This is a genomic window from Leifsonia stereocauli, from assembly GCF_038432415.1.
GTDB lineage: Bacteria > Actinomycetota > Actinomycetes > Actinomycetales > Microbacteriaceae > Orlajensenia > Orlajensenia stereocauli.
In genome coordinates, this window is the sequence record NZ_JBCAUN010000002.1 from 333,342 (window position 1) to 352,382 (window position 19,041).

Consider the following 19,041-nt stretch of genomic DNA (forward strand, 5'->3'; position numbering starts at 1 on the left):
CGCGGCGATCGCCGGATGCGGGTCGCTCCGGAGGGAAATCGATGGCTGGAATCCGCTTGCAGGATGTCGCCGACCTGGCCGGTGTCTCGATGAAGACCGTCTCCAATGTGGTGCACGACTACGAGCACGTGAGCAGTAAGACGCGCCAGAAGGTGCAGGCGGCCATCGACGAGCTCGGCTATCGCCCCAACATGATGGGCCGCCGCCTGGCCACGGGGAAGACCGGCCTCATCGCCCTGGCGTTCGCAGCGGTCAGCATTCCGTACTTCGCCGAGCTCGCGAGGGTGGTGTCCAGTGTGGCCGCCCGCCACGGCTACCGCGTGCTGCTCGAGGAGACCGACGCAACCCTGGAGGGCGAACGGGCCGTCGTGGCGAGCTCCGAGGCGGGGATGGTCGACGGCGTGATCTTCCAGCCGAGCGTGATGTCGTCGACCGAGATCGCCCGGCACCGCACCGATATCCCGATGGTCACGTTGGGGGAGGGGGCGGCCCCCCTCAGCATGGACAGGGTCATGATCGACAACGTCGCTGCCGCGAGGGACGCGACATTGCACCTCGTGAAGCTCGGGCGGCGCCGCATCGGCTTCGTGGGCCACGAGCGGTCCGGACTGTCGGCCACGTCCGCTCAACGCATCATGGGATACCAGCACGCACTGGAGTCGTCGGGCCTCGTCGCCGACCCCGCACTGCTGGTCGCCAGCGAATCGATCTCGGCTGCCGGCGCAGTCGCCGGGGTCGGCGAGGCGCTGGATGCGGGGCTGCGCGTCGACGGATTGGTCTGTCGCGATGACCTCGCGGCGATCGGGGCCCTGCGCGCGTTGCGCGAGCGGCAGCTGCGCGTTCCCGAGGACGTCGCGATCACGGGCTGGGACAACATCCAGATGAGCGCGGTCACGTTCCCGAGCATCACGACAGTCGCTCCCGACCTCGAGGCACTGGCCGAGCGGGCGGTGAGCCTGCTCGTCGAGCGCATGGGCGGTTTCGCGGGTGTCGGGCGTCACGAGCTCGTCGGCTACGACCTCGTGTTCAGGGAGAGCGCTCCTGCCGTGTCGTGACCCGGTTGGGGATTGGTGTTTTACAGCGCTGCAAATCTGAGGCATGCTAGTCGGCATGATCAACGCAGACCATTCCCTCCTCCCGCCGGCGAGCGAGCAGGACGGCGTCTACCCGCGGCCGCAGCTCGTGCGCCGGAGCTGGAGCGATCTCTGCGGCGAGTGGGACTTCGCATTCGACGATGACAACGTCGGCCTCGCCGAGCGCTGGTTTCTGGCTGCATCCTTCGAGCGCACCATCACGGTGCCGTTCCCGCCGGAGTCCGCGGCATCCGGCATCAACGACACGTCCTTCCACCGCGTCGTCTGGTATCGCTCGACGGTGACGGAGGCCGACTTCATCGAGGCCGGACACACTGCCGGCCGACGGATGCTGCTGCACTTCGGAGCCGTCGACTACAGGGCGCGGGTCTGGGTCGACGGTGCTCAGGTCGGCAGCCACGAGGGCGGCCACACGCCGTTCTCGTTCGACATCACCGATGCGTTGCGACCCGACGCCGGAACTGCGGGCGTGGAGCACACCATCGTCGTGCGGGTCGAGGACGACCCCGTCGATGTCGCCCAGCCGCGAGGCAAGCAGGACTGGCGGGAACAGCCGCATGTCATCTGGTACCACCGCACCACCGGGATCTGGCAGCCCGTGTGGCTTGAGTCGGTACCCCCTGTGTCGATCACGTGGGTGCACTGGTCCAGCGACCCCGTCACCGCCCAGGTGCACGCGCGCATCGGCCTCTCGGTCGCCCCGGCCGCCGATACGGACATCGGTGTCGAGCTGAGCTTCGAGGGCGCGCTCATCGGCCGCGCGTCCACCCGCGCGGCCGGGGCGGAGCTCGAGATCGTGGTGCCACTGCCCGCGCAGACCAACGGCCAGTCGTACGAGGAGTTGCTATGGTCGCCTGAGCACCCGCGCCTGATCGATGCCACGATCACGTTGGCCTCCGAGGAGTCGACCGACGCGGTGGCTTCCTACCTGGGACTGCGCACCGCGACCGTCGCCCGTGGCAGTTTCCTCCTCAACGAGCGGCCGTACTACGTTCGCTCAGTTCTCAACCAGGGCTACTGGCCCGACTCCAACCTCGCGGCTCCGTCGGCCGACGCCTTGCGTGCCGAGGCCCAGATCATCAAGGATCTGGGATTCAACGCCACCAGGATGCACCAGAAGTTCGAGGACCCCCGGTTCCTGTTCTGGGCCGACAGGCTGGGTCTTCTCGTCTGGGGTGAGTCGCCGGCGAGCTTCACGTACACCCCGACCTCGGCCTCGCGGCTGGTGCGCGAGTGGCTCGAGGTCATGCAGCGCGACTACTCGCATCCGTCGATCGTCACGTGGGTGCCGCTCAACGAGAGCTGGGGCGTTCAGCACATCGCTCATGACTCGCGGATGCGGCACTATGCACGTGCGCTCGTCGAGCTGACGAAGGCCTTCGATCCGACCCGCCCTGTCGTCTCGAACGACGGGTGGGAGCAGGTCGACACCGACATCCTCGCCATCCACGACTACGAGGGATCAGCCGAGGTGATGCGGACTCGCTACAGGGATCGCGCAGCGATCGAAGCGATGGTCGACGGCATCGGCCCGGCGGGACGCGTGCTGGTGCTGAGCGGCGACGTCAGCGCCGCGCCCGTGATGCTCACCGAGTTCGGCGGCATCTCCTTCGACGTCGAACGCGTGGACGACGCGTGGGGCTACACGGCGGCGACCTCTCCTGACGACTTCCGACAGCGGCTGGGGTCGCTGCTCGGAGCGATCCACGAGAGCGAGGTGCTGGCCGGGTTCTGCTACACGCAACTGGCCGACACCCTGCAGGAGACCAACGGACTGCTGAGCACGGATCGCGTGCCGAAGCTGCCCGTCGAGGAGATCCGCGCGATCATCACGGGGCCGGGTGCGTAGAGAGTTGGGACGCGGAGCGGACGAGCCGCGCTGGGGCGCGGCCTAGAGGACCGGCCCGTCGCTCTCGGTGATGTTCGCGCCGTCGAAGAACGGGTCGACGCCGAGGTCCTTGTCGTTCTCCTTGCGCAGCTTCGCCTGCACCTCGGGGTCGTCGGCGAAGTCGCGGTCGTCGGGGCTGGTGTCGTCGGGGAGGTTGGTGTCGGTCATGGGCGCCACGCTACTCCGGTCTGCGCGCGCATCAGCGGGGTGCGTCGTTGCGGAACTGGAACTGCACCCTCGACGATCCGTCGAGCGGAACCACCAGCGTGGTGTCGCGATTGCTCCACGCGTCGGGCACGAGGAACATCCTGTCGTCGCCGACGATGAGCAGCCGAAGCCCCCAGTAGCGGTAGCGGAACTTCTCCTCGGCGGAATCTGGCAGCTCGAGTTCATCGACCCCGGCCTCGGTGGGCAGGAAGAGGCGCTGCTGCGTGTCGATGATGACGCTCGGCAGGCGACCGAGGTCCCGCGCCTGTGCCTGGGCGATTCCGCGGCCCGACCACTGGGCGATGGTGGCTGTGGCCCAGAACAGTGCAGCGGCGACGGCGAGCCAGAGCAGGACCACGAGCGCCAGGCGCGGGCGTGGGCGCAGCGCGGCGAGCGCGTAGGCGGCGCTGCCACCGCCCGCCGCGATCACGAGCGGCGTGACGAGCGGGTAGAGGGGCCAACTGCCGACGACAGGGTAGAGCAGCAGCAGGATCACCCCGACGGCCAGCACGATCAGGCCGGCCACGACGACTCGCCGCATCCGTCGCCCGAAGCCCGGACGGTCGCTGCGGCGCATGACGCCTGCGTGCACGGCGACCAGGCCGCCGCCGAGCAGCACGAACACGAGCAGGGGAACGAGGAGAGGCTGCGGGCTGCGCATCACGTAGTCCTGGGTGCCGAGCCCGATGACGTCGACGTCGACGCCGAAGTAGTCGTACTGCGCTCGGGAGGAGACGTAGCCGAAGTAGAACAGCAGGGCTCCGATGAGCGTGGCCGGTGCTATCACATTGCCGAGGAATCCGATCCAGCGCTCGAAGCGCGCGCCCTCGGGTGGGTCGGGTGTCGTCGCATCGAGAGGTGTCGCCCGTGCCGCCATCATTCGCCCGCGCCGCTGTCGTCGCCGGACGGGGCCTCGACGTCGGTCGTGGTGTCGTCGCCCGGGGGAGTGCCGCCCTCGGGCGGGAACTCGAGCGGGATCGCGACGTTCGGGTCAGCCTGCACGCCCGCGACGAAGGCGGAGCATTCCTGGGAGCCGGGGTCGTCGCACTCGGCCGAGCCGGCGAGGCTCACCGTGGGCCTGTCGAGGGCGCCAGGGTCGAAGACCGCCCCGTTTCCGACGACGGCGAGCACGCAGTTCTGCGCCGTGGCGTCGAAGGTGTAGCCGAGGCACGATGGGGCGTCACCGGCGCAGCCGTCGACGACATCGAAGATCGGCGGCGAGAAGCTTGCACCCGTCACCCTGACCACGATGCCGACGGGAACGCCCTCCCCGCTCTGCGCGATCCAGCTGACGTCGACGCACTGCCGAGCGGGATCGGCAGGATCCTGTGCCGAGCCACCGCCGATCGGGAGTTGCGCCAACTCGATGGCCACGTCGCCATCGCCGTTTCCGCCGTCGTCGGGAGGAGGGCCCGTCGTGGCCGTGGTCGGTGCGTCGGTGGCGATCGTCGCCGACGGGGGCTCGGCATCCTGGCTGGTCGGAGCGCATCCGGCGACGACGGCGACGGTCAACGCCGCGACGGCGAGTGAACGCACGGTGCTGACGCGCATACATGCCTCCCGGGAGGGGGATCGGCGGCCGATGCGATACCGGCCGTGCCGGTGGCCTCCACTATCCGCCTTCCCGTGTCGCAGGGCAATGCATTGTGGGCTCTTGCGCGACGGCTTGCGACGCTCCCTGCAAGCCCGTGCGCGCGTTCACGCAAGAACTGGTCAAACAGTTGACATTTCCTCACAGACCCTTGTGCGTCGGATGCCGCCCTCGTAGGGTCGGCCTCATTACCGCATGTGCCCAGCACGCCGGTGCCCACTGCAGCGCACCACTTCGAGAGACGAGTCGACGATGACACGGAACGGATCCAGCACAGCGAGCGTGGCCACGCGACGGCCGCCGGGGCGGGTGGCGATCTCGATGATCGCGGCGCTCGTGACCACGGCGGCACTGACCGTGGCCGGAGCAGGGTCGGCGACGGCGGCAGTCGGCGCGGCTGCATCCGCCCCGCCGCCCGTCGTCACTCGTGCGGCGCTCGATCCGTCACTGGTCGCCGGCCGGGGCGCCGCCGTCGCCTTCAGTGAGCAGGAGGCTGAGAACGCCACCACCTCGGGGTCGCTCGTGGCCGCCGATCGCACGGCCTACACGCTGGCCGCCGAGGCGTCGGGGCGCAGCGCGGTGTCCCTGACACCCGGCCAGTACGTGGAGTTCACGCTGCCGAAGGCCGCGAACGCGATCACCGTGCGCTACAGCCTCCCCGACTCGGCCACCGGTGGCGGCATCACGGCACCGCTCGCCGTCACCGTGAACGGCGGCGCGAAGCGCACCATGACGCTCACGTCGCAGTACTCCTGGCTGTACAACCAGTACCCGTTCACGAACGACCCGCAGGCCGGTCTTCTCCATCCGGACTGGTGGATCACCGAGTGCGCCTGCGTTCCGTCTGCGACGACGCCGACGCCGACGATCTCGACGCCGTTCCGTCCCATGCACTTCTTCGACGAGCAGCGGCTGCTCCTCGGCAAGACGTACAAGGCGGGCGACGTCGTGCGGCTCACGGCGCCTGCGGGCAGTGCGGCATCCGTCACCGTGATCGATCTGCTCGACAGCGAGAAGGTCGCCCTTCCGCACGTGCGACTCGTGGCGGCGAACGTGCTGCTGTTCGGCGCGGACCCCCTCGGCAAGAAGGACTCGGCAGCGGCCTTCGACAAGGCCATCGCGTTCGCCAAGAAGCACCGGCTGAAGGTCTACGTGCCGCCGGGCGTCTACCAGGTGAACCGGCACATCATCGTCGACGACGTGACCATCGAGGGTGCCGGCAGCTGGTACACGACGATCCGAGGCAAGGAGGTCGCGCTGTCGACGCCGACTCCCGACGGATCGGTGCACACCGGAGTCGGCTTCTACGGAAAGGATGCCTCGGTGGGAGGCAGCCGCAACGTGCACCTGTCGGGCTTCGCCATCCAGGGCGACGTGCGCGAGCGCATCGACACCGACCAGGTGAACGGAATCGGCGGTGCGCTCAGCGATTCGTCGATCGACGGTCTGTACATCCAGCACACCAAGGTGGGCATCTGGCTCGACGGACCGATGACGAACGTGTCGATCACGAACAACGTGATCGTCGACCAGATCGCCGACGGACTGAACTTCCACACCGGAGTCACGAACTCCACGGTGGCGAACAACTTCGTGCGCAACACCGGCGACGACGGCCTGGCGATGTGGTCGGAGAAGGTGGGCAATGCCGGCAACACCTTCGACCACAACACCGTGCAGACGCCGACTCTCGCGAACGGCATCGCCATCTACGGCGGAACCGACAACACCGTGTCGAACAACCTGATCGCCGATCCGATCCGCGAGGGCAGCGCCATCCAGGTCGGGTCGCGGTTCGGAGCCGAGGCGTTCACGGGTCACCTCTGGATCACCGACAACACCACGGTGCGCGCGGGAACCTACGAGCTCAACTGGAACATCGGGCTCGGCGCCATCTGGGTCTACGCACTGGAGAAGAACATCGACGCCGATATCCAGGTCGTGGGCGACCACTTCCTCGACAACACCTACAACGCGATCATGGTCGTGGCCGACTGGCCGGTGAAGGACCTCTACTCGGTCACTAACCTGCACTTCGCCGACATCAGGGTCGACGGCACCGGAACGTCGGTGCTGAGCGCCCGGGCGGCGGGGAGCGCGACATTCGAGAACGTGGACGCCCGCAACGTGGGTGCCGTGGGCGTCAACAACTGCGGCACCTTCCACTTCACGCCGGCGGGGTCGGAGTTCTCCCTCGTCGACCTGGGCGGCAATGACGGCGGCGGCACGACGGGTCCGTGGCTGGCGCCGTGGGAGCTGCCGAACACGATCACCTGCGACGACCGCCCGCCCGTGGTGGTGCCGCCGGGGCCGTCCGCGTGGTGATGCGCTCGCGCTCGTAGCCGTCACAGGGAGGGACGTCTACAGGATCAGGACACGGATGCCGCTTGCACGGGCGCCATCGGAGTGCTGATCCTGTAAACGTCCGCCTGGCTGTGTTCCGTCTGATTGCGGCGCGACAGCAGGCCCACAGACGAGAACAGGCCCGATCGGCCTGTTCCCGGAGGAATCAGTCGATCGGGCCTGTTCTCAGGCAGCGGATGCCGCTGGCGCTGCGAAGGCGCTGCGGCGCTGGATCAGTACCAGCCCTGCGCTTCGGAGGTGTCCCAGGCGGCGCACGGCGTGCCGTAGCGGCCGGCGATGTAACCGAGTCCCCAACTGATCTGGGTGGCCGGGTTCGTGGCCCAGTCCGCCCCGGCCGACGCCATCTTGCTGGCGGGCAGCGCCTGCGGGATGCCGCCGGCGCCGCTCGATGCGTTGTAGGCGTTGGCGTTCCAGCCGGACTCCTTGGCCCAGAGCGGAACGAGGCATCCGAACTGGTCGTCGCCCCAGCCGTACTGAGCCGCCATCATGTCGCGGGCGATGGCCTGCGCCTCGCTCGGGTTCGAGGGAGCCGACGGGCGCGATCCGCTCGAGGCGGTCTCGGTCGACGCACTGGCTTCTTCGGCGGCCGCCTCGGCGGCTGCGGCTGCCGCCTCAGCGGCGGCGGCGGCCTCTGCGGCAGCCTTCTCTGCGGCGATGCGGTCCACCTCGGCGGTTGCGGCGGCGACCTTGTGCGCCTCGGCCGAGATGTCGTCGACCAGCTCGAACACCCGCTGGGGAGCGAGCAGTTCGTAGTGGCCGAGGGCTGCGACCTGCGTCGACAGGGTGCTGGCGTCGGTCTTGTCCTTCGCTGCGGCGACGGTGGCCTTGGCGTTCGCGAGCGTCACCGTGGCCGACTTCGTGGCCTGGGCCTCGAGGATGCCGCCGTGTGTGCCGAGCTGCTCCGAGTGGAGGCCGGTGCTCTGGGCGAAGGCGGCGGTGGCGACGTTGCGCTCATTCTGAGCGGTCACGGCCGACTGCAGCACGAAGCCGGTTCCGACCATGCTTCCGACGGCGACGATGGCGCCGGCGGTGAGGATGGGCACACGGCCGCGGTGCCAGATGGAGGTTCGAGAGGAGGCGTTGTGCGCCCCCGACTTCGAGGCGGACGTACGGGTTTTCGTTGAGGAGAACAGGTTTCGTATGACTTTCACTCAGCGGTTCGCGCGGCACACTGGCTGGCGCGGGCCTGAATCTTTCGTTCCTCGGGCGGGGGCGCCCGGGCGAAGTCGACAGTCTGCACACGCTCTCTGAACGAAACCTCATGTTGTCCTGTGAATGTCATCCGAATCCGGATGTCGCATCCGCCCGGTCTCATCACCGTGCATCCCCGGAATGACGGGGATCGGAGGGGTGTCGTAGGGAGTTCTGGCGGCGGCCGAAAAACTGGCCGGAATCGCAGAAATTCTTGGAAACAGGCCGATTCAGCCTGATTTCGTGCAAGGGGCGTGTGTTGTCAGACGGATGCCGGCGCCCGGCTGCACGACGTTGCGGTCATTCTGCCCTCGGGATCGAGGCGGCCGAGGAGCGACCCGCTGATGGCGTAGAGCTGGTCGAGCTGCTCGGGCGAGAGGGCGTCGAGCACGAAGTCCCGCACCGTCTCGATGTGACCGGGGCCGGCCTCCGCGAACACTGCGCGACCGGCATCCGTCAATCGGGCGTTCGTGGCTCGACGGTCCTCAGGGCAGGGGAAGCGCTCGACGAGGGCACGGTCCTCGAGGCGGCGGACCACATGGGACAACCGCGGGAGCGTGGAGTTCGTATGCGACGCAAGCCTGGTCATGCCCGACGTCTGGTTCTCCGAGTCCGCCAGCACCATGAGCACGCGGTACTCGAAGTGCGTGAGTCTGGCGTCGCGGAGCAGCTGGGCGTCGAGCGCGCCGGGTAGGAGCTCGGTCACCGCGATCAGGCGGACCCACGCCGCTTCCTCAGCCGCGCTCATGCGCGGGGCGGTCACGGGGCGGGGATCGACCATGCCGCGATTCTATCCGATTGGTTGAAGGGACAACCAAGATCGTCTCGGGTCGATCACGCCTGTTCCTGGTGCGCGAACGCCGCGTGCCAGGCGGCGGACGGCCACGGTACAGTGCGGGTGTGGCTGAGCCTCCCGATGTCACGCGGTCCCGTCGCCGGCGGCGCTGGGTCGTCCCCGTGCTCGCCGCCCTCGTCGCCACGGTCATCGCCGTCTTCACCTTCACCATCGATCGGCGCGTCGACGCGGGTCTCATCGAGGAGTGGCAGGCACCGGCCTTCTATCGCACGACGGGCTCCGAGGCATCCGCTCCTCCCGGAACCGTCCTGCGCTCCGAGCGCCTGCTCAGTGCGCCCGCCGGCTCCGAGGCCTGGCGCGTGCTCTATCACTCGACGGATGCGCTGGGTCACGACATCCTCACCTCGGGCGTGGTCGTCGCTCCGGTCGGAACCGCGCCGCCGGGCGGCCGCACGATCGTGTCGTGGGGGCATCCGACGACCGGGGCGGCCCAGCGGTGTGCGCCATCCGTCGGCGTCGATCCCTTCCTCCTGATCGAAGGCCTGGGCGACTTCCTCGATGCCGGCTATGTCGTGGTCGCAGCCGACTACTCCGGAATGGGCGCCGCCGGGCCCGACTCCTATCTCATCGGCGCCACCGAGGGCGGCAACCTGCTCGACGCTGCGCGCGCGGCGCGAGCGCTGCCCACCGGCGCGGGCGATCGCCTCGTGCTCTGGGGTCACTCGCAGGGCGGGCACGCCGCCCTGTTCGCCGGGCAGATGGCGGCGGAGTACGCCCCGGAGCTCTCGCTCGAGGCGGTCGCCGTCGCGGCGCCGGCCACCGACCTCGGCTCGCTCATGAACGCCGACATCGGCACGGTCTCGGGCGTCACGATCTCGGCGTACGCCTTCGCGGCCTTCAACTCGGTCTACGGGCCGTCGACTCCGGATGCGCAGCTCTCCGCCATCCTCACCCCGGCCGGCGCAGAAGCGGTTCCCGCCATGGCGAAGCTCTGCCTGTTCGGACAGAACACGGAGCTGCACGCCATCGCGACCCCGTTGATCGGGAAGTACCTCACGGCCGATCCGGCCACCACCGAACCGTGGAAGACCATGCTCGCCGAGAACACCCCGGGCGCCACGGCACTTCCCGTGCCGCTGTTCGTGGCCCAGGGCCTCACTGACACACTCGTGCACCCCGACCTCACGAGCGACTTCGTGCACCGGGAGCGCGCGCTCGGCGTCGTCGTGGTCTACGACGAGATCGCCGACACGGGGCACGGAGAGGTCGCACTGCGGGCAGTTCCGAAGGTGCTGCCGTGGTTCGCGTCGGTGGGTGCCGGCCCGCGGTGACGTCGGTCGCGTCGCCTGCCGTTCCCGGGCGGGCCCTTGTGCGCTGTCGGCGGTCCGTGGTCGGCTGGGGTCATGGGCTTCGATCCGGACTTCCTCGCCGTTCCCGTTCCGTTCCCGACCCCGGCCGCCGTCGAGTCGGAGACTGCAGCATCCGCCGAGGCCGAGTCGGCCATCCTCGATTACGTTCACTTCACGGTCGACCTCGATCGGGAGCGTCGACTTGCCCGCGTGACCGGTGTGAATATCGACGGATCAGCCATCGTCGACGTGCCGCGCGGCGACGACTGGCGTTTCGACGAGCGCGTCCCGGTCGACTGGCAGACCGGGCCGGCCGTATACGCGAGCAACGATCTCGACCGCGGGCATCTGGTGCGTCGTCGGGATCCGGTCTGGGGGCCGGATGCCGACACGGCCGAGTCGGACACGTTCCACTTCACGAATGCGGCCCCGCAGGCCGCGACGTTCAACCAGGGCAAGCAATTGTGGCTGGGCCTCGAGGACCACGTGTTCACGTTCGCGAGCGTCAACGAGCTGAAGCTCAGCGTGTTCACGGCGCCGGTGCTGGGGCCAGACGATCCGCCGTATCGCGGCATCCGGATTCCGCTGCGCTTCTGGAAGGTGGTGGCGTGGGTGTCGACGACGGATGCCGCTTCCGAGCTCTTCGCCGCCGGCTTCATCCTCGACCAGTCGGCGCTGGTGCGCGACCACGAGGCCGAGCGCATCCTGCGCGTCGCCGGGGAGCCCCCGTTGCTCGGGCCGTACCGCACCTTCCAGGTGCCGATCGCCGACATCGCGGCGGCGACGGGGCTGGACCTCGACGAGCTGATCGCGGCCGACCGGATGCCGCAGTCCATCGCCGCCGGAGGCTGGCGCGAGCTCACCGAGCCGGGCGACATCCTGCTGTAGGTCGACTCCATTGCCGACGTCGTCCCGCAGTGCCGCTTGCTGAGGGATGACCCCAGCGATCGCGCGACGCGCATCAGGCTGCTTCATCCGGTGGCACAATCGGTGGGCGCTTCGACCGCGGTCCACGTCGGGGCCTCAGCGAGCGGGGAGTGCACCCGCTCGCCACCTGTGGTCGCTTCGCGACGCTCGAAGCGACCACAAGTGGCCAGGAACGACGTCCGTTGCGGCCCTCGAGCGGCCGCAACCGGCGAGCGGAGCACCCCCACGGAGAGCGGGCCGCCGCGATACCGAGGATGATGGGGCACATGGCAGAACCCCAGACTCCCCGCGTCGCCGTCTACATCGACTTCGACAACATCGTCATCTCCCGGTACAACCAGATGTTCGGCAAGGCCGCTTTCACCCGCGACCGCGCCCGTACGCACGAGGTGGTCTCCGGCGGAACGGACGAGGTCTCCGGCCGCCTGCAGCAGGCCAAGGTCGACGTCGGCGCCGTCATCGACTACGCCTCCTCCTTCGGCTCCATCGTGGTCAGCCGCGCCTACGCCGACTGGTCGCAGCGCGTGAACGCGGCGTACCAGAAGCAGCTCATCGACCGCGCGATCGACCTCACCCAGATGTTCACGACCACTCTCGCCGGAAAGAACGGTGCCGACATCCGTCTCGCCGTCGACGTGGTCGAAGACCTCTTCCGCCTGCCCGACGTGACCCACGTGGTGATCGTCGCCGGCGACTCCGACTACATCGCCCTCGCCCAGCGCGCCCGCCGGCTCGGCCGGCACGTGATCGGAATCGGTGTCGCCGGTGCCACCAGCCGCGCCCTCATGGCCGCCTGCGACGAGTTCTCCGACTACGACGACCTCCCGGGCATCGAGCGCTGGGTGGCCCCGCCGCGGGTGGCAGCCGCCCCAACAGCCGCTGCTGCTCCCGCAGAGGCTCCGGCAACGGATGCGGCCCAGGCCGCACCCGCCACGAAGGCGAAGGCCGGATCCCGTCGGGCGAAGTCGACGGATGCCGCAGCCAAGGCCGATGCCGGCGCATCCGGTGCGGCATCCGCCCCCGCCTCCGAGAGTGGACCGAAGCGCAAGCCGACGACCACACCTGAGTTCTCGCACCCGCTCGAGCCGCTCGATTCGGCGCTCGACGAGGACCTCGATGAGGCGCCCGTCGACCCCGCCACCACGCAGAAGGCCGCGACCGACCTGCTCGTGCGCGCGCTGCGCCTGGTGCACACCCGCTCCAACGACGAGGAGTGGGCGTTCACCTCGGAGGTGAAGAACCAGATGATCCGCATGGATCCTGCGTTCAAGGAGAAGCCCCTCGGCTTCAAGTCCTTCTCCGACTTCATCGCGTCGCGGTCCGACGTCGTGGAGGTCAACGAGAAGGCCGCGGCCAACACGCGTCGCCTGCGCTTGAAGGCCTGACCGCCGAGCATTCGGCCCGCTCGGCGGGGTTCCGATGGCCCGGCGGGGGTTCCTGCACCCGCCGCGCCATCGAGCCCCCGCCCAGTCCGCGCCAGCCGCCGCCGAGGTGCGGTCGTTAGGCTGGATCGCGTGCCCGACCTGCTTCCGCTGACCGATCGCAGCGCGCTGCGCGCCGATTGCGCGAACTGCTTCGCGCTGTGCTGCGTTGCGCTCAACTTCGTGGCATCCGCTGACTTCGCGATCGACAAGAGCGCCGGCGACCCGTGCCCGAACCTGCAGGACGACTACCGTTGCGGAGTGCACGCAGAGCTGCGCGAGATCGGCTTCCGCGGTTGCACCGTGTACGACTGCTTCGGTGCCGGCCAGCACATCTCGCAGCAGACCTTCGGCGGGCGCAGCTGGCGTGCGGATCGCTCGACAGCCTCGGCGATGTTCGCTTCGTTCGGAGTGATGAAGGAGTTGCACGAGCTGCTCTGGTACCTGGTCGAGGCGAGGGCGCGGGCTGGGTCGCTCGCCGGCGGCCGAGGCGCGGCATCCGGCAGCGGTTCCGAGATCGTTGCCATGATCGCCGAGACCGAGACTCTGACTATGGGAATTCCGGATGCCCTGCTCGCGCTCGACGTGAACGATCACTGGGCGCGGGTCAACGCGATTCTGGTGCAGGTGAGTGAGCTGGTGCGGGCGGATGCGCTGGCCGGCCGGGACCCGCATCCGCGAGCCGGACGCGGCGCCGACCTCATGGGCGCGAAGCTCCGCGGTGCCGATCTGCGCGGTGCGAACCTGCGTGGCGCCTATCTGATCGCAGCGGACCTGCGTGGTGCCGACCTCACGGGGGCCGATGTGATCGGCGCAGACCTGCGGGACGCCGACCTCGGAGGCGCCGACCTCTCGGCGGCGCTGTTCCTCACCGGGCCGCAGGTGGCCTCGGCGCGGGGCGACGCGTCGACGCGGCTGCCGGCCGGGCTGGAGATGCCGCGGCACTGGGGCGCCTGAGCGCGCGACGCTCCGCCGTGTGAAGGCAATCCGCCCACCGCGTGAAGGAATCCGCCGACCCGGGCCCGGGATTCCGGGGCGTAGCCGATCCGGGTGCCTTCATACGGTGGCGGGCCATCGAGCAAGCCGTCCCGCCTACTCCCCGCTGGGGTGCGCGCCCGCAGCGTCGATGACCCAGGCGTAGGCGAACGCGCGCTCCCGCCAGGCGCTGTAGCGACCCGAGACGCCGCCGTGGCCGGCCGCCATCTCGACCTTGAGCAGCGCATCCGCCCCGACCTCTCGGAGGCGAGCCACCCACTTGGCCGGCTCCACGTACAGCACGCGGGTGTCGTTGAGGCTGGTGACGGCGAGGATGCGCGGGTAGTGCACCTGATGCACGTTCTCGACCGGGGAGTACGACTTCATGTAGTGGTACACCTCCTCGTCGTCGAGAGGGTTGCCCCACTCGTCCCATTCGATCACTGTGAGCGGAAGCGACGGATCGAGGATCGACGTCAGCGGGTCGACGAAGGGCACCTCGGCGAGGATGCCGGAGAAGTACTTCGGTGCGATGTTCGCCACGGCGCCCATGAGCAGTCCGCCGGCGCTGCCGCCCTGGGCGACGAGCTGGGACGGCGAGGTGTAGCCGCCCTCGATGAGGTGCTTCGCCGCATCGACGAAGTCGGTGAAGGTGTTGCGCTTGTGCAGCTTCTTGCCGTTCTCGTACCAGAGCCGGCCCATCTCGCCTCCGCCGCGCACGTGGGCGACGGCGAAGATCATGCCGCGGTCGAGCAGGCTGAGCCGGGGGATGCCGAATCCAGGGTCGATCGAGTGCTCGTAGGAGCCGTAACCGTACAAGAGGGTCGGGGCGGGCTCACCGGGCGTCACCAGGTCGCGGCGGTACACGAGCGAGATCGGGATGCGGGTGCCGTCCGCCGCCGTCGCCCACTCGCGGCGCTGCTCGAACAGGCTCGCGTCGTAGTGGCCGAGCACGGGCTGCTGTTTGAGCAGGCGGCGCTCGCCGGTGGCCACGACGTAGTCGTAGACGGTCGACGGCGTCACGAAGCTGGTGTAGCCGAGGCGCAGGGTCGGCTGCGTCCACTCGGGGTTGGAGCCGGTGCCCACGGCGAAGAGCGGCTCGTCCCAGCCGAGCTCGTGCAAGGCGTCGTCGTGCGTCGCGTCGGGGATGCGCGCCACGGCCACGCGCGGCAGGCCGTCACGGCGGTACTCCACCGACACGAAGTCGCGGAACGCATCGACGCTCTCCAGCCTCACGGCCGGATCGTGGGGGAGCAGCATCCGCCGATCGCCCTGGGGGTCGGATGCCGCGACACTGACGAGCTCGAAGTTCACAGCCCCGTCGTTGTGCACGATGAGCAGCCTGTCGTGGCCGTTCACGATCGCGTGCTCGACATCGTACTCGACGCCGTCGACCCGGGGCCAGACCACGGAGAACTCGCCCGTCGGGTCGGATGCCGGCAGCAGGTGGATCTCGGTGGTCACGTTCGACCCGGCCTCGATCACGAGGTACTGGCGGCTGCGGGTGAGGCCGACGCCGATCCAGAAGCGCTCGTCGGGCTCGTGGAACACCGAGACGTCGGCCGACTGCGGCGTTCCGATCTCGTGCCGCCAGATGGTGTCGGGTCGCCAGGCGTCGTCGACAGTGGCGTAGAAGAGGTAGCGGCCGCTCGGGTCGAAGAGTGCACCGGACGAGGTGTTCGGGATGACGTCTCCGAACTCGTCGCCCGCGGCATCCGGAGCCAGGGAACGCAGCCGGATCGTGTAGCGCTCATCGCCCTCGAGGTCGGTCGCGTAGAGCAGGGTGCTGCCGTCGGTCGACACGTCGAAGCTGCCCAGGGAGTAGAACTCCTGATCTGCGGCCTCCGCGTTGTCGTCGAGCAGGATCTGCTCTCCGGGGAGAACGGATGCATCCCCTTCGAGCACGGGCGGAGTCCAGTCGTCGGGCGAGCTGATCGGGGCGCGGCAGTGGATCCCGTACTGGCTGCCCTCGACCGTGCGGGTGTAGTACCACCAGTCGCCCTCACGGCGGGGAACGCTGAGGTCGGTCTCCTGGGTGCGGTTCCTGATCTCCTCGAAGATCTGCTCCTGCAGCAGGCCCAGCTTCTCGGTGCGCGCCTTCGTGTAGGCGTTCTCCTCGTGCAGGTGCGCGAGGACAGCCGGATCCTCCTTGGCGCGCAGCCATTCGTAGTCGTCGACCACGGTGTCGCCGTGATGGGTTCGTTCGGTGGGCTGCTTCGGAGTGACCGGGGGAGTGAGCACGATCTCAGCGTACCCGGCGGCGGTGGGCGGCATCCGGAACCTCCGACGCAACGCAGAGGCGCCGACCCCCGAAGGGATCGACGCCTCGTGGTGCGGTGCGGTCGGACTAGCCGACGCGCGGTGCGGTGATGCGCAGGAACGCCACCTTGTCGAACAGCGAGGCCTTCACCTCGACCTTGGTGCCGTAGCCGACGCCGGCGTCAGCCGGGTTGCCGGTTCCGAGCGGACCGAAGCCGAGATCCTCGCCGTAGTACTCCGTGGCGGGGCTGCCGTCGGCGTGAACCACGCGGGTGGAATACGGGGCACCATTCACCGAGGGGACGACGACCGAACCCTGGGCGTACCGCCAGAAGATGCCGGCGTCATTGACCTCGATGCCGGGGACCCAACCCTTGTCGTCGGTGAAGGTCTTCACCGGGGCCTGCGCCGGAACCTTGGTGCAGTACTCGGTGAACGCCTCGTCCGTGATGCACTCCGTGAAGGGGTACGTCTTCTTCAACCCGAAGGCCGCGTTGGACGAGTTGGCGCGCGAGGTCATGTTCTTCAGCGTCGACGGATCCAGTTCGGCAGCGGCGCCTGTGCGGCGCAGCGGGTCGAAGTGGCTGTCGACGATGAGCAGACCGCCCTTGGCCCCACCGCTCGGGAGCGAGGTGAGGTTGCCGGTGACGTGGTTCACATCGCCGTACGTCGTGTCGCGGTACCAGACGAGGGCACCGGGCGCGTTGTACTTGATCTTCTGCACCTTCCAGGCGTCATCGCTGTAGACGGTCGTGTAGGCGTACTGGAGGCCCTTGTCGAAGCCATCGAAGTTGCGCCACTCGACCATGTAGTACTGCGCCTTGACCTGGGTTCCGGAATCGATGTGCCAGCCGGCACCGGTGGTGTCGGTGTGCGTCGAGACCTCGTTGGTCCAGCCGTTGTCGCCACCCTCCACGTCATCCGTCCAGACGGGCGTGTCACCGCTCGTCAGGGCGAAGTCGTCGGAGAACCAGCCGCGCTCCTCGAATGCGGCATCCGTCGCATAGCGAAGACGCACGTCGACCGACGTCCCGGCGTAGGCCGAGAGATCGACGTACTGGTGAGCCCAGCCGCCCGAGGATGCGGTGAGACCGTACTTGAGGTTGCCGAAGGTGGCCAGGTTTCCGTTGGGGTCCGGGTAGTCATCCGGGGTCGATGCCTCGGAGCCGTCCTCGTTGTAGACCTTCTCGTTCACCCACGTGGTACCGCCGTCGGTCGACACCTCGACGAAGCCGAAGTCCCAGTCCTCCTCGATCACGTAGTTGTTCCACATCCAGAACTTGGCGTCGGTCGGAACGTCGACAGCGCGCGAGAGACGCACGTCCGCCCACGACTGGTCGGCACCGGAGTACCACATGCCCTCACCGCTGTGCGGGGTCGCGAGGGTCACCACCTTGTCTGGGAGGTTGATCTTCACGCCGTCCTCGGTGTACTTGATCGGACGCGAGGCCTGGCTCACCGCGATGGTGCGAGCCTTGTCTCCGGGGTTGATGACCTCGGGGTCGCTCCAACCGAGCACGTACTTGTCCCAGATGCCCATGTGGGCGGGCATCGACTGGAAGATCGGTCCGCTGTGCGATCCCGACGACATGAGGTCCCAGAAGTCGACGTCGGAGTCGGCGTTGCCTGAGGTGTCGTAGAGGTCGGGCAGGCCGAGATCGTGGCCGTACTCGTGGGCGAACACGCCGACGCCCGAGTCCTCGGGCTGAACGATGTAGTTCGACAGCTTGAGGTTCGTGCCCGGAATGGCCGCTCCACCCGCGACAGCGGAGGAGTGCGCCCAGATGGCGTAGGTGCCTTCGGCTCCGCCGCCACCCGACTTGTCGGATCCGGCGTGCACGAGCACGACGTGGTCGATGACGCCGTCGGGCTCGGTGAAGTTGCCGTCGCCGTCACGGTCGCCCTGGTCCTCGAGGTCGTAGTCGGCCCACGGGAAGTTCGGCTGTGCGGCGGCGAGAGACGTCACGGCGTCGATCGGAAGCTGACCGGCACCGAGGGGGTTGTCGGGGTGGCCCTGCATGTCCTGGACGGCTCCGGCCTCGTACACGCCTTCGTCGTTGAGGTGGCAGGTGCTCGCGCCGTAGTAGGCCTCGGAGTGCGGCACCGTGATCCACGGGGTCGCCGATCCGGTCACCGTGTAGGCGCCCTGCGACATCTCCTCGTACATCCGCTTCATGGTGTAGCCCGAGATGTCGAAGCCCTTCTTGCCGTCAGGACCGGTGAGGTCCGTGCGCACGCGCTTCGTGATGCCCTTGTCGGTGTAGAGCATGTCGTTGAAGTGCTTCGACGAGAAGTCGGGCACCCACATCGAGTTGTTGTCGGGCTTCGAGGCATCCGCGGGGTTCGGAATGGTGTTGTGGAGGGGCCCGCTCTGCACGTCGCCGAGCTTGCACTCGGTCGCGCCGAACTCGGTCGGGACCTGCACGTTGGAGAAGTCGTCCGCCGCGTTGGGGTTGAACTCCACGAGGATCGTGAGGAGCTTGGCCTTCTGCGTCGTCGCAGCCTTCTTGTAGATGCTCTTGAGGGCCTTGGGGCTCTTGCCGGTCTTGATCGACTCCGACTCGAGCTTGGCCAGTCCCTGAGCTGCGACCGGGTTGCCACTCGCGAACTTCTCATCGACGCTCTGGGCCTCGAGGATCGCCTGCTCCGCGTTGCGGTTCGCAGACGAATCGATGGCGATGTCCGTGCCGAAGGCCGCTTCGGCCCGCGGTTCCGCGTAGTTCATGTAGTACTCGGAATCGCTGATAGTCGGTGCGATCTGCGGTCCTGCCACTGCCGGCCCCACTGCAGCCGTCGTCGCCAGGCCGGCGGCGACGAGAGCGAGTATGGGGACTACAGCTACGACGCGCCTGCGCCGAGCCTTGCTTCCTGACATGCTTCTCCCTCCACGTACCCCGCAGTGATGACCACCGGGCACAAACGGCGTCCGATGTGTGAACGGACGTAACCCGAATCCTGCCCTTAAGACCCCTCGCTGGT

The 19,041-nt window shown here is 68.5% G+C and carries 14 protein-coding genes; 7 read left to right on the forward strand and 7 right to left on the reverse strand.

Annotated elements, in window-relative coordinates:
• The first annotated feature begins 41 nt into the window (after positions 1 to 41).
• A complete protein-coding gene (locus tag AADV74_RS10485) occupies positions 42 to 1,055 on the forward strand; it encodes a LacI family DNA-binding transcriptional regulator (protein WP_342113775.1) in 1,014 nt (337 codons plus the stop codon).
• A 55-nt stretch (positions 1,056 to 1,110) separates the two neighbouring features.
• The gene (locus AADV74_RS10490) at positions 1,111 to 2,943 is read left to right on the forward strand and encodes a glycoside hydrolase family 2 protein (RefSeq protein ID WP_342113777.1); all 1,833 of its coding nucleotides are present in this window, start codon (positions 1,111 to 1,113) and stop codon (positions 2,941 to 2,943) included.
• Positions 2,944 to 2,985: 42 nt separating this feature from the next.
• On the opposite strand, the gene AADV74_RS10495 is transcribed toward AADV74_RS10490, so the two are convergent.
• From AADV74_RS10495 to AADV74_RS10505, 3 genes are read right to left on the reverse strand one after another with little or no spacing between them, the layout of a single operon-like run.
• Positions 2,986 to 3,150, reverse strand: a complete 165-nt coding sequence (locus tag AADV74_RS10495; RefSeq protein ID WP_342113779.1) for a hypothetical protein — start codon at positions 3,148 to 3,150, stop codon at positions 2,986 to 2,988.
• A 31-nt stretch (positions 3,151 to 3,181) separates the two neighbouring features.
• Positions 3,182 to 4,069 carry a hypothetical protein gene (locus AADV74_RS10500; RefSeq protein ID WP_342113781.1) on the reverse strand — a complete coding sequence of 296 codons (888 nt, stop codon included), beginning with the start codon at positions 4,067 to 4,069 and terminating at the stop codon, positions 3,182 to 3,184.
• The gene (locus AADV74_RS10505; RefSeq protein WP_342113783.1) at positions 4,066 to 4,740 is read right to left on the reverse strand and encodes a hypothetical protein; all 675 of its coding nucleotides are present in this window, start codon (positions 4,738 to 4,740) and stop codon (positions 4,066 to 4,068) included. Before AADV74_RS10505 ends, AADV74_RS10500 begins: the two co-directional genes overlap by 4 nt.
• A gap of 292 nt (positions 4,741 to 5,032) precedes the next feature.
• Here AADV74_RS10505 and AADV74_RS10510 point away from each other — a divergent pair, with 292 nt between their 5' ends.
• The gene (locus AADV74_RS10510) at positions 5,033 to 7,105 is read left to right on the forward strand and encodes a glycosyl hydrolase family 28-related protein (protein ID WP_342113785.1); all 2,073 of its coding nucleotides are present in this window, start codon (positions 5,033 to 5,035) and stop codon (positions 7,103 to 7,105) included.
• A 251-nt stretch (positions 7,106 to 7,356) separates the two neighbouring features.
• Here AADV74_RS10510 and AADV74_RS10515 read toward each other — a convergent pair whose 3' ends face one another.
• Both AADV74_RS10515 and AADV74_RS10520 read right to left on the reverse strand, forming a co-directional pair.
• Positions 7,357 to 8,187: an aggregation-promoting factor C-terminal-like domain-containing protein gene (locus AADV74_RS10515; protein WP_342113787.1), complete on the reverse strand. Its 831-nt coding sequence runs from the start codon at positions 8,185 to 8,187 to the stop codon at positions 7,357 to 7,359.
• Between the two features lie 410 nt (positions 8,188 to 8,597).
• Complete coding sequence (locus AADV74_RS10520; RefSeq protein ID WP_342113789.1) at positions 8,598 to 9,116, reverse strand: MarR family winged helix-turn-helix transcriptional regulator; 519 nt, start codon at positions 9,114 to 9,116, stop codon at positions 8,598 to 8,600.
• A gap of 119 nt (positions 9,117 to 9,235) precedes the next feature.
• Here AADV74_RS10520 and AADV74_RS10525 point away from each other — a divergent pair, with 119 nt between their 5' ends.
• The 4 genes from AADV74_RS10525 (at position 9,236) to AADV74_RS10540 (ending at position 13,785) form a co-directional block, all read left to right on the forward strand.
• On the forward strand, positions 9,236 to 10,462 hold the full coding sequence (locus tag AADV74_RS10525) for a lipase family protein (protein WP_342113791.1): 1,227 nt from the start codon (positions 9,236 to 9,238) through the stop codon (positions 10,460 to 10,462).
• Between the two features lie 72 nt (positions 10,463 to 10,534).
• Positions 10,535 to 11,368: a DNA/RNA non-specific endonuclease gene (locus AADV74_RS10530; protein WP_342113793.1), complete on the forward strand. Its 834-nt coding sequence runs from the start codon at positions 10,535 to 10,537 to the stop codon at positions 11,366 to 11,368.
• Between the two features lie 305 nt (positions 11,369 to 11,673).
• Positions 11,674 to 12,792 (forward strand): NYN domain-containing protein, encoded by a 1,119-nt coding sequence (locus AADV74_RS10535; RefSeq protein WP_342113795.1) that lies wholly within the window; start codon positions 11,674 to 11,676, stop codon positions 12,790 to 12,792.
• 129 nt (positions 12,793 to 12,921) lie between these two features.
• Positions 12,922 to 13,785 carry a pentapeptide repeat-containing protein gene (locus AADV74_RS10540; RefSeq protein WP_342113797.1) on the forward strand — a complete coding sequence of 288 codons (864 nt, stop codon included), beginning with the start codon at positions 12,922 to 12,924 and terminating at the stop codon, positions 13,783 to 13,785.
• A 135-nt stretch (positions 13,786 to 13,920) separates the two neighbouring features.
• Here the strand turns inward: AADV74_RS10540 and AADV74_RS10545 are convergent, their stop codons facing one another.
• Positions 13,921 to 16,077, reverse strand: a complete 2,157-nt coding sequence (locus tag AADV74_RS10545; RefSeq protein ID WP_342113799.1) for a S9 family peptidase — start codon at positions 16,075 to 16,077, stop codon at positions 13,921 to 13,923.
• Positions 16,078 to 16,150: 73 nt separating this feature from the next.
• Positions 16,151 to 18,937 (reverse strand): immune inhibitor A domain-containing protein, encoded by a 2,787-nt coding sequence (locus AADV74_RS10550; protein WP_342113801.1) that lies wholly within the window; start codon positions 18,935 to 18,937, stop codon positions 16,151 to 16,153.
• Positions 18,938 to 19,041: the final 104 nt, after the last annotated feature.

Coding starts and splice junctions, on each gene's coding strand:
- AADV74_RS10535 (WP_342113795.1), top strand. CDS start 11,674: ATGGCAGAACCCCAGACTCCCCGCGTCGCCGTCTACATCGACTTCGAC.
- AADV74_RS10550 (WP_342113801.1), bottom strand. CDS start 18,937: ATGTCAGGAAGCAAGGCTCGGCGCAGGCGCGTCGTAGCTGTAGTCCCC.
- AADV74_RS10510 (WP_342113785.1), top strand. CDS start 5,033: ATGACACGGAACGGATCCAGCACAGCGAGCGTGGCCACGCGACGGCCG.
- AADV74_RS10545 (WP_342113799.1), bottom strand. CDS start 16,077: ATGCCGCCCACCGCCGCCGGGTACGCTGAGATCGTGCTCACTCCCCCG.
- AADV74_RS10495 (WP_342113779.1), bottom strand. CDS start 3,150: ATGACCGACACCAACCTCCCCGACGACACCAGCCCCGACGACCGCGAC.
- AADV74_RS10500 (WP_342113781.1), bottom strand. CDS start 4,069: ATGATGGCGGCACGGGCGACACCTCTCGATGCGACGACACCCGACCCA.
- AADV74_RS10485 (WP_342113775.1), top strand. CDS start 42: ATGGCTGGAATCCGCTTGCAGGATGTCGCCGACCTGGCCGGTGTCTCG.
- AADV74_RS10530 (WP_342113793.1), top strand. CDS start 10,535: ATGGGCTTCGATCCGGACTTCCTCGCCGTTCCCGTTCCGTTCCCGACC.
- AADV74_RS10520 (WP_342113789.1), bottom strand. CDS start 9,116: ATGGTCGATCCCCGCCCCGTGACCGCCCCGCGCATGAGCGCGGCTGAG.
- AADV74_RS10490 (WP_342113777.1), top strand. CDS start 1,111: ATGATCAACGCAGACCATTCCCTCCTCCCGCCGGCGAGCGAGCAGGAC.
- AADV74_RS10505 (WP_342113783.1), bottom strand. CDS start 4,740: ATGCGCGTCAGCACCGTGCGTTCACTCGCCGTCGCGGCGTTGACCGTC.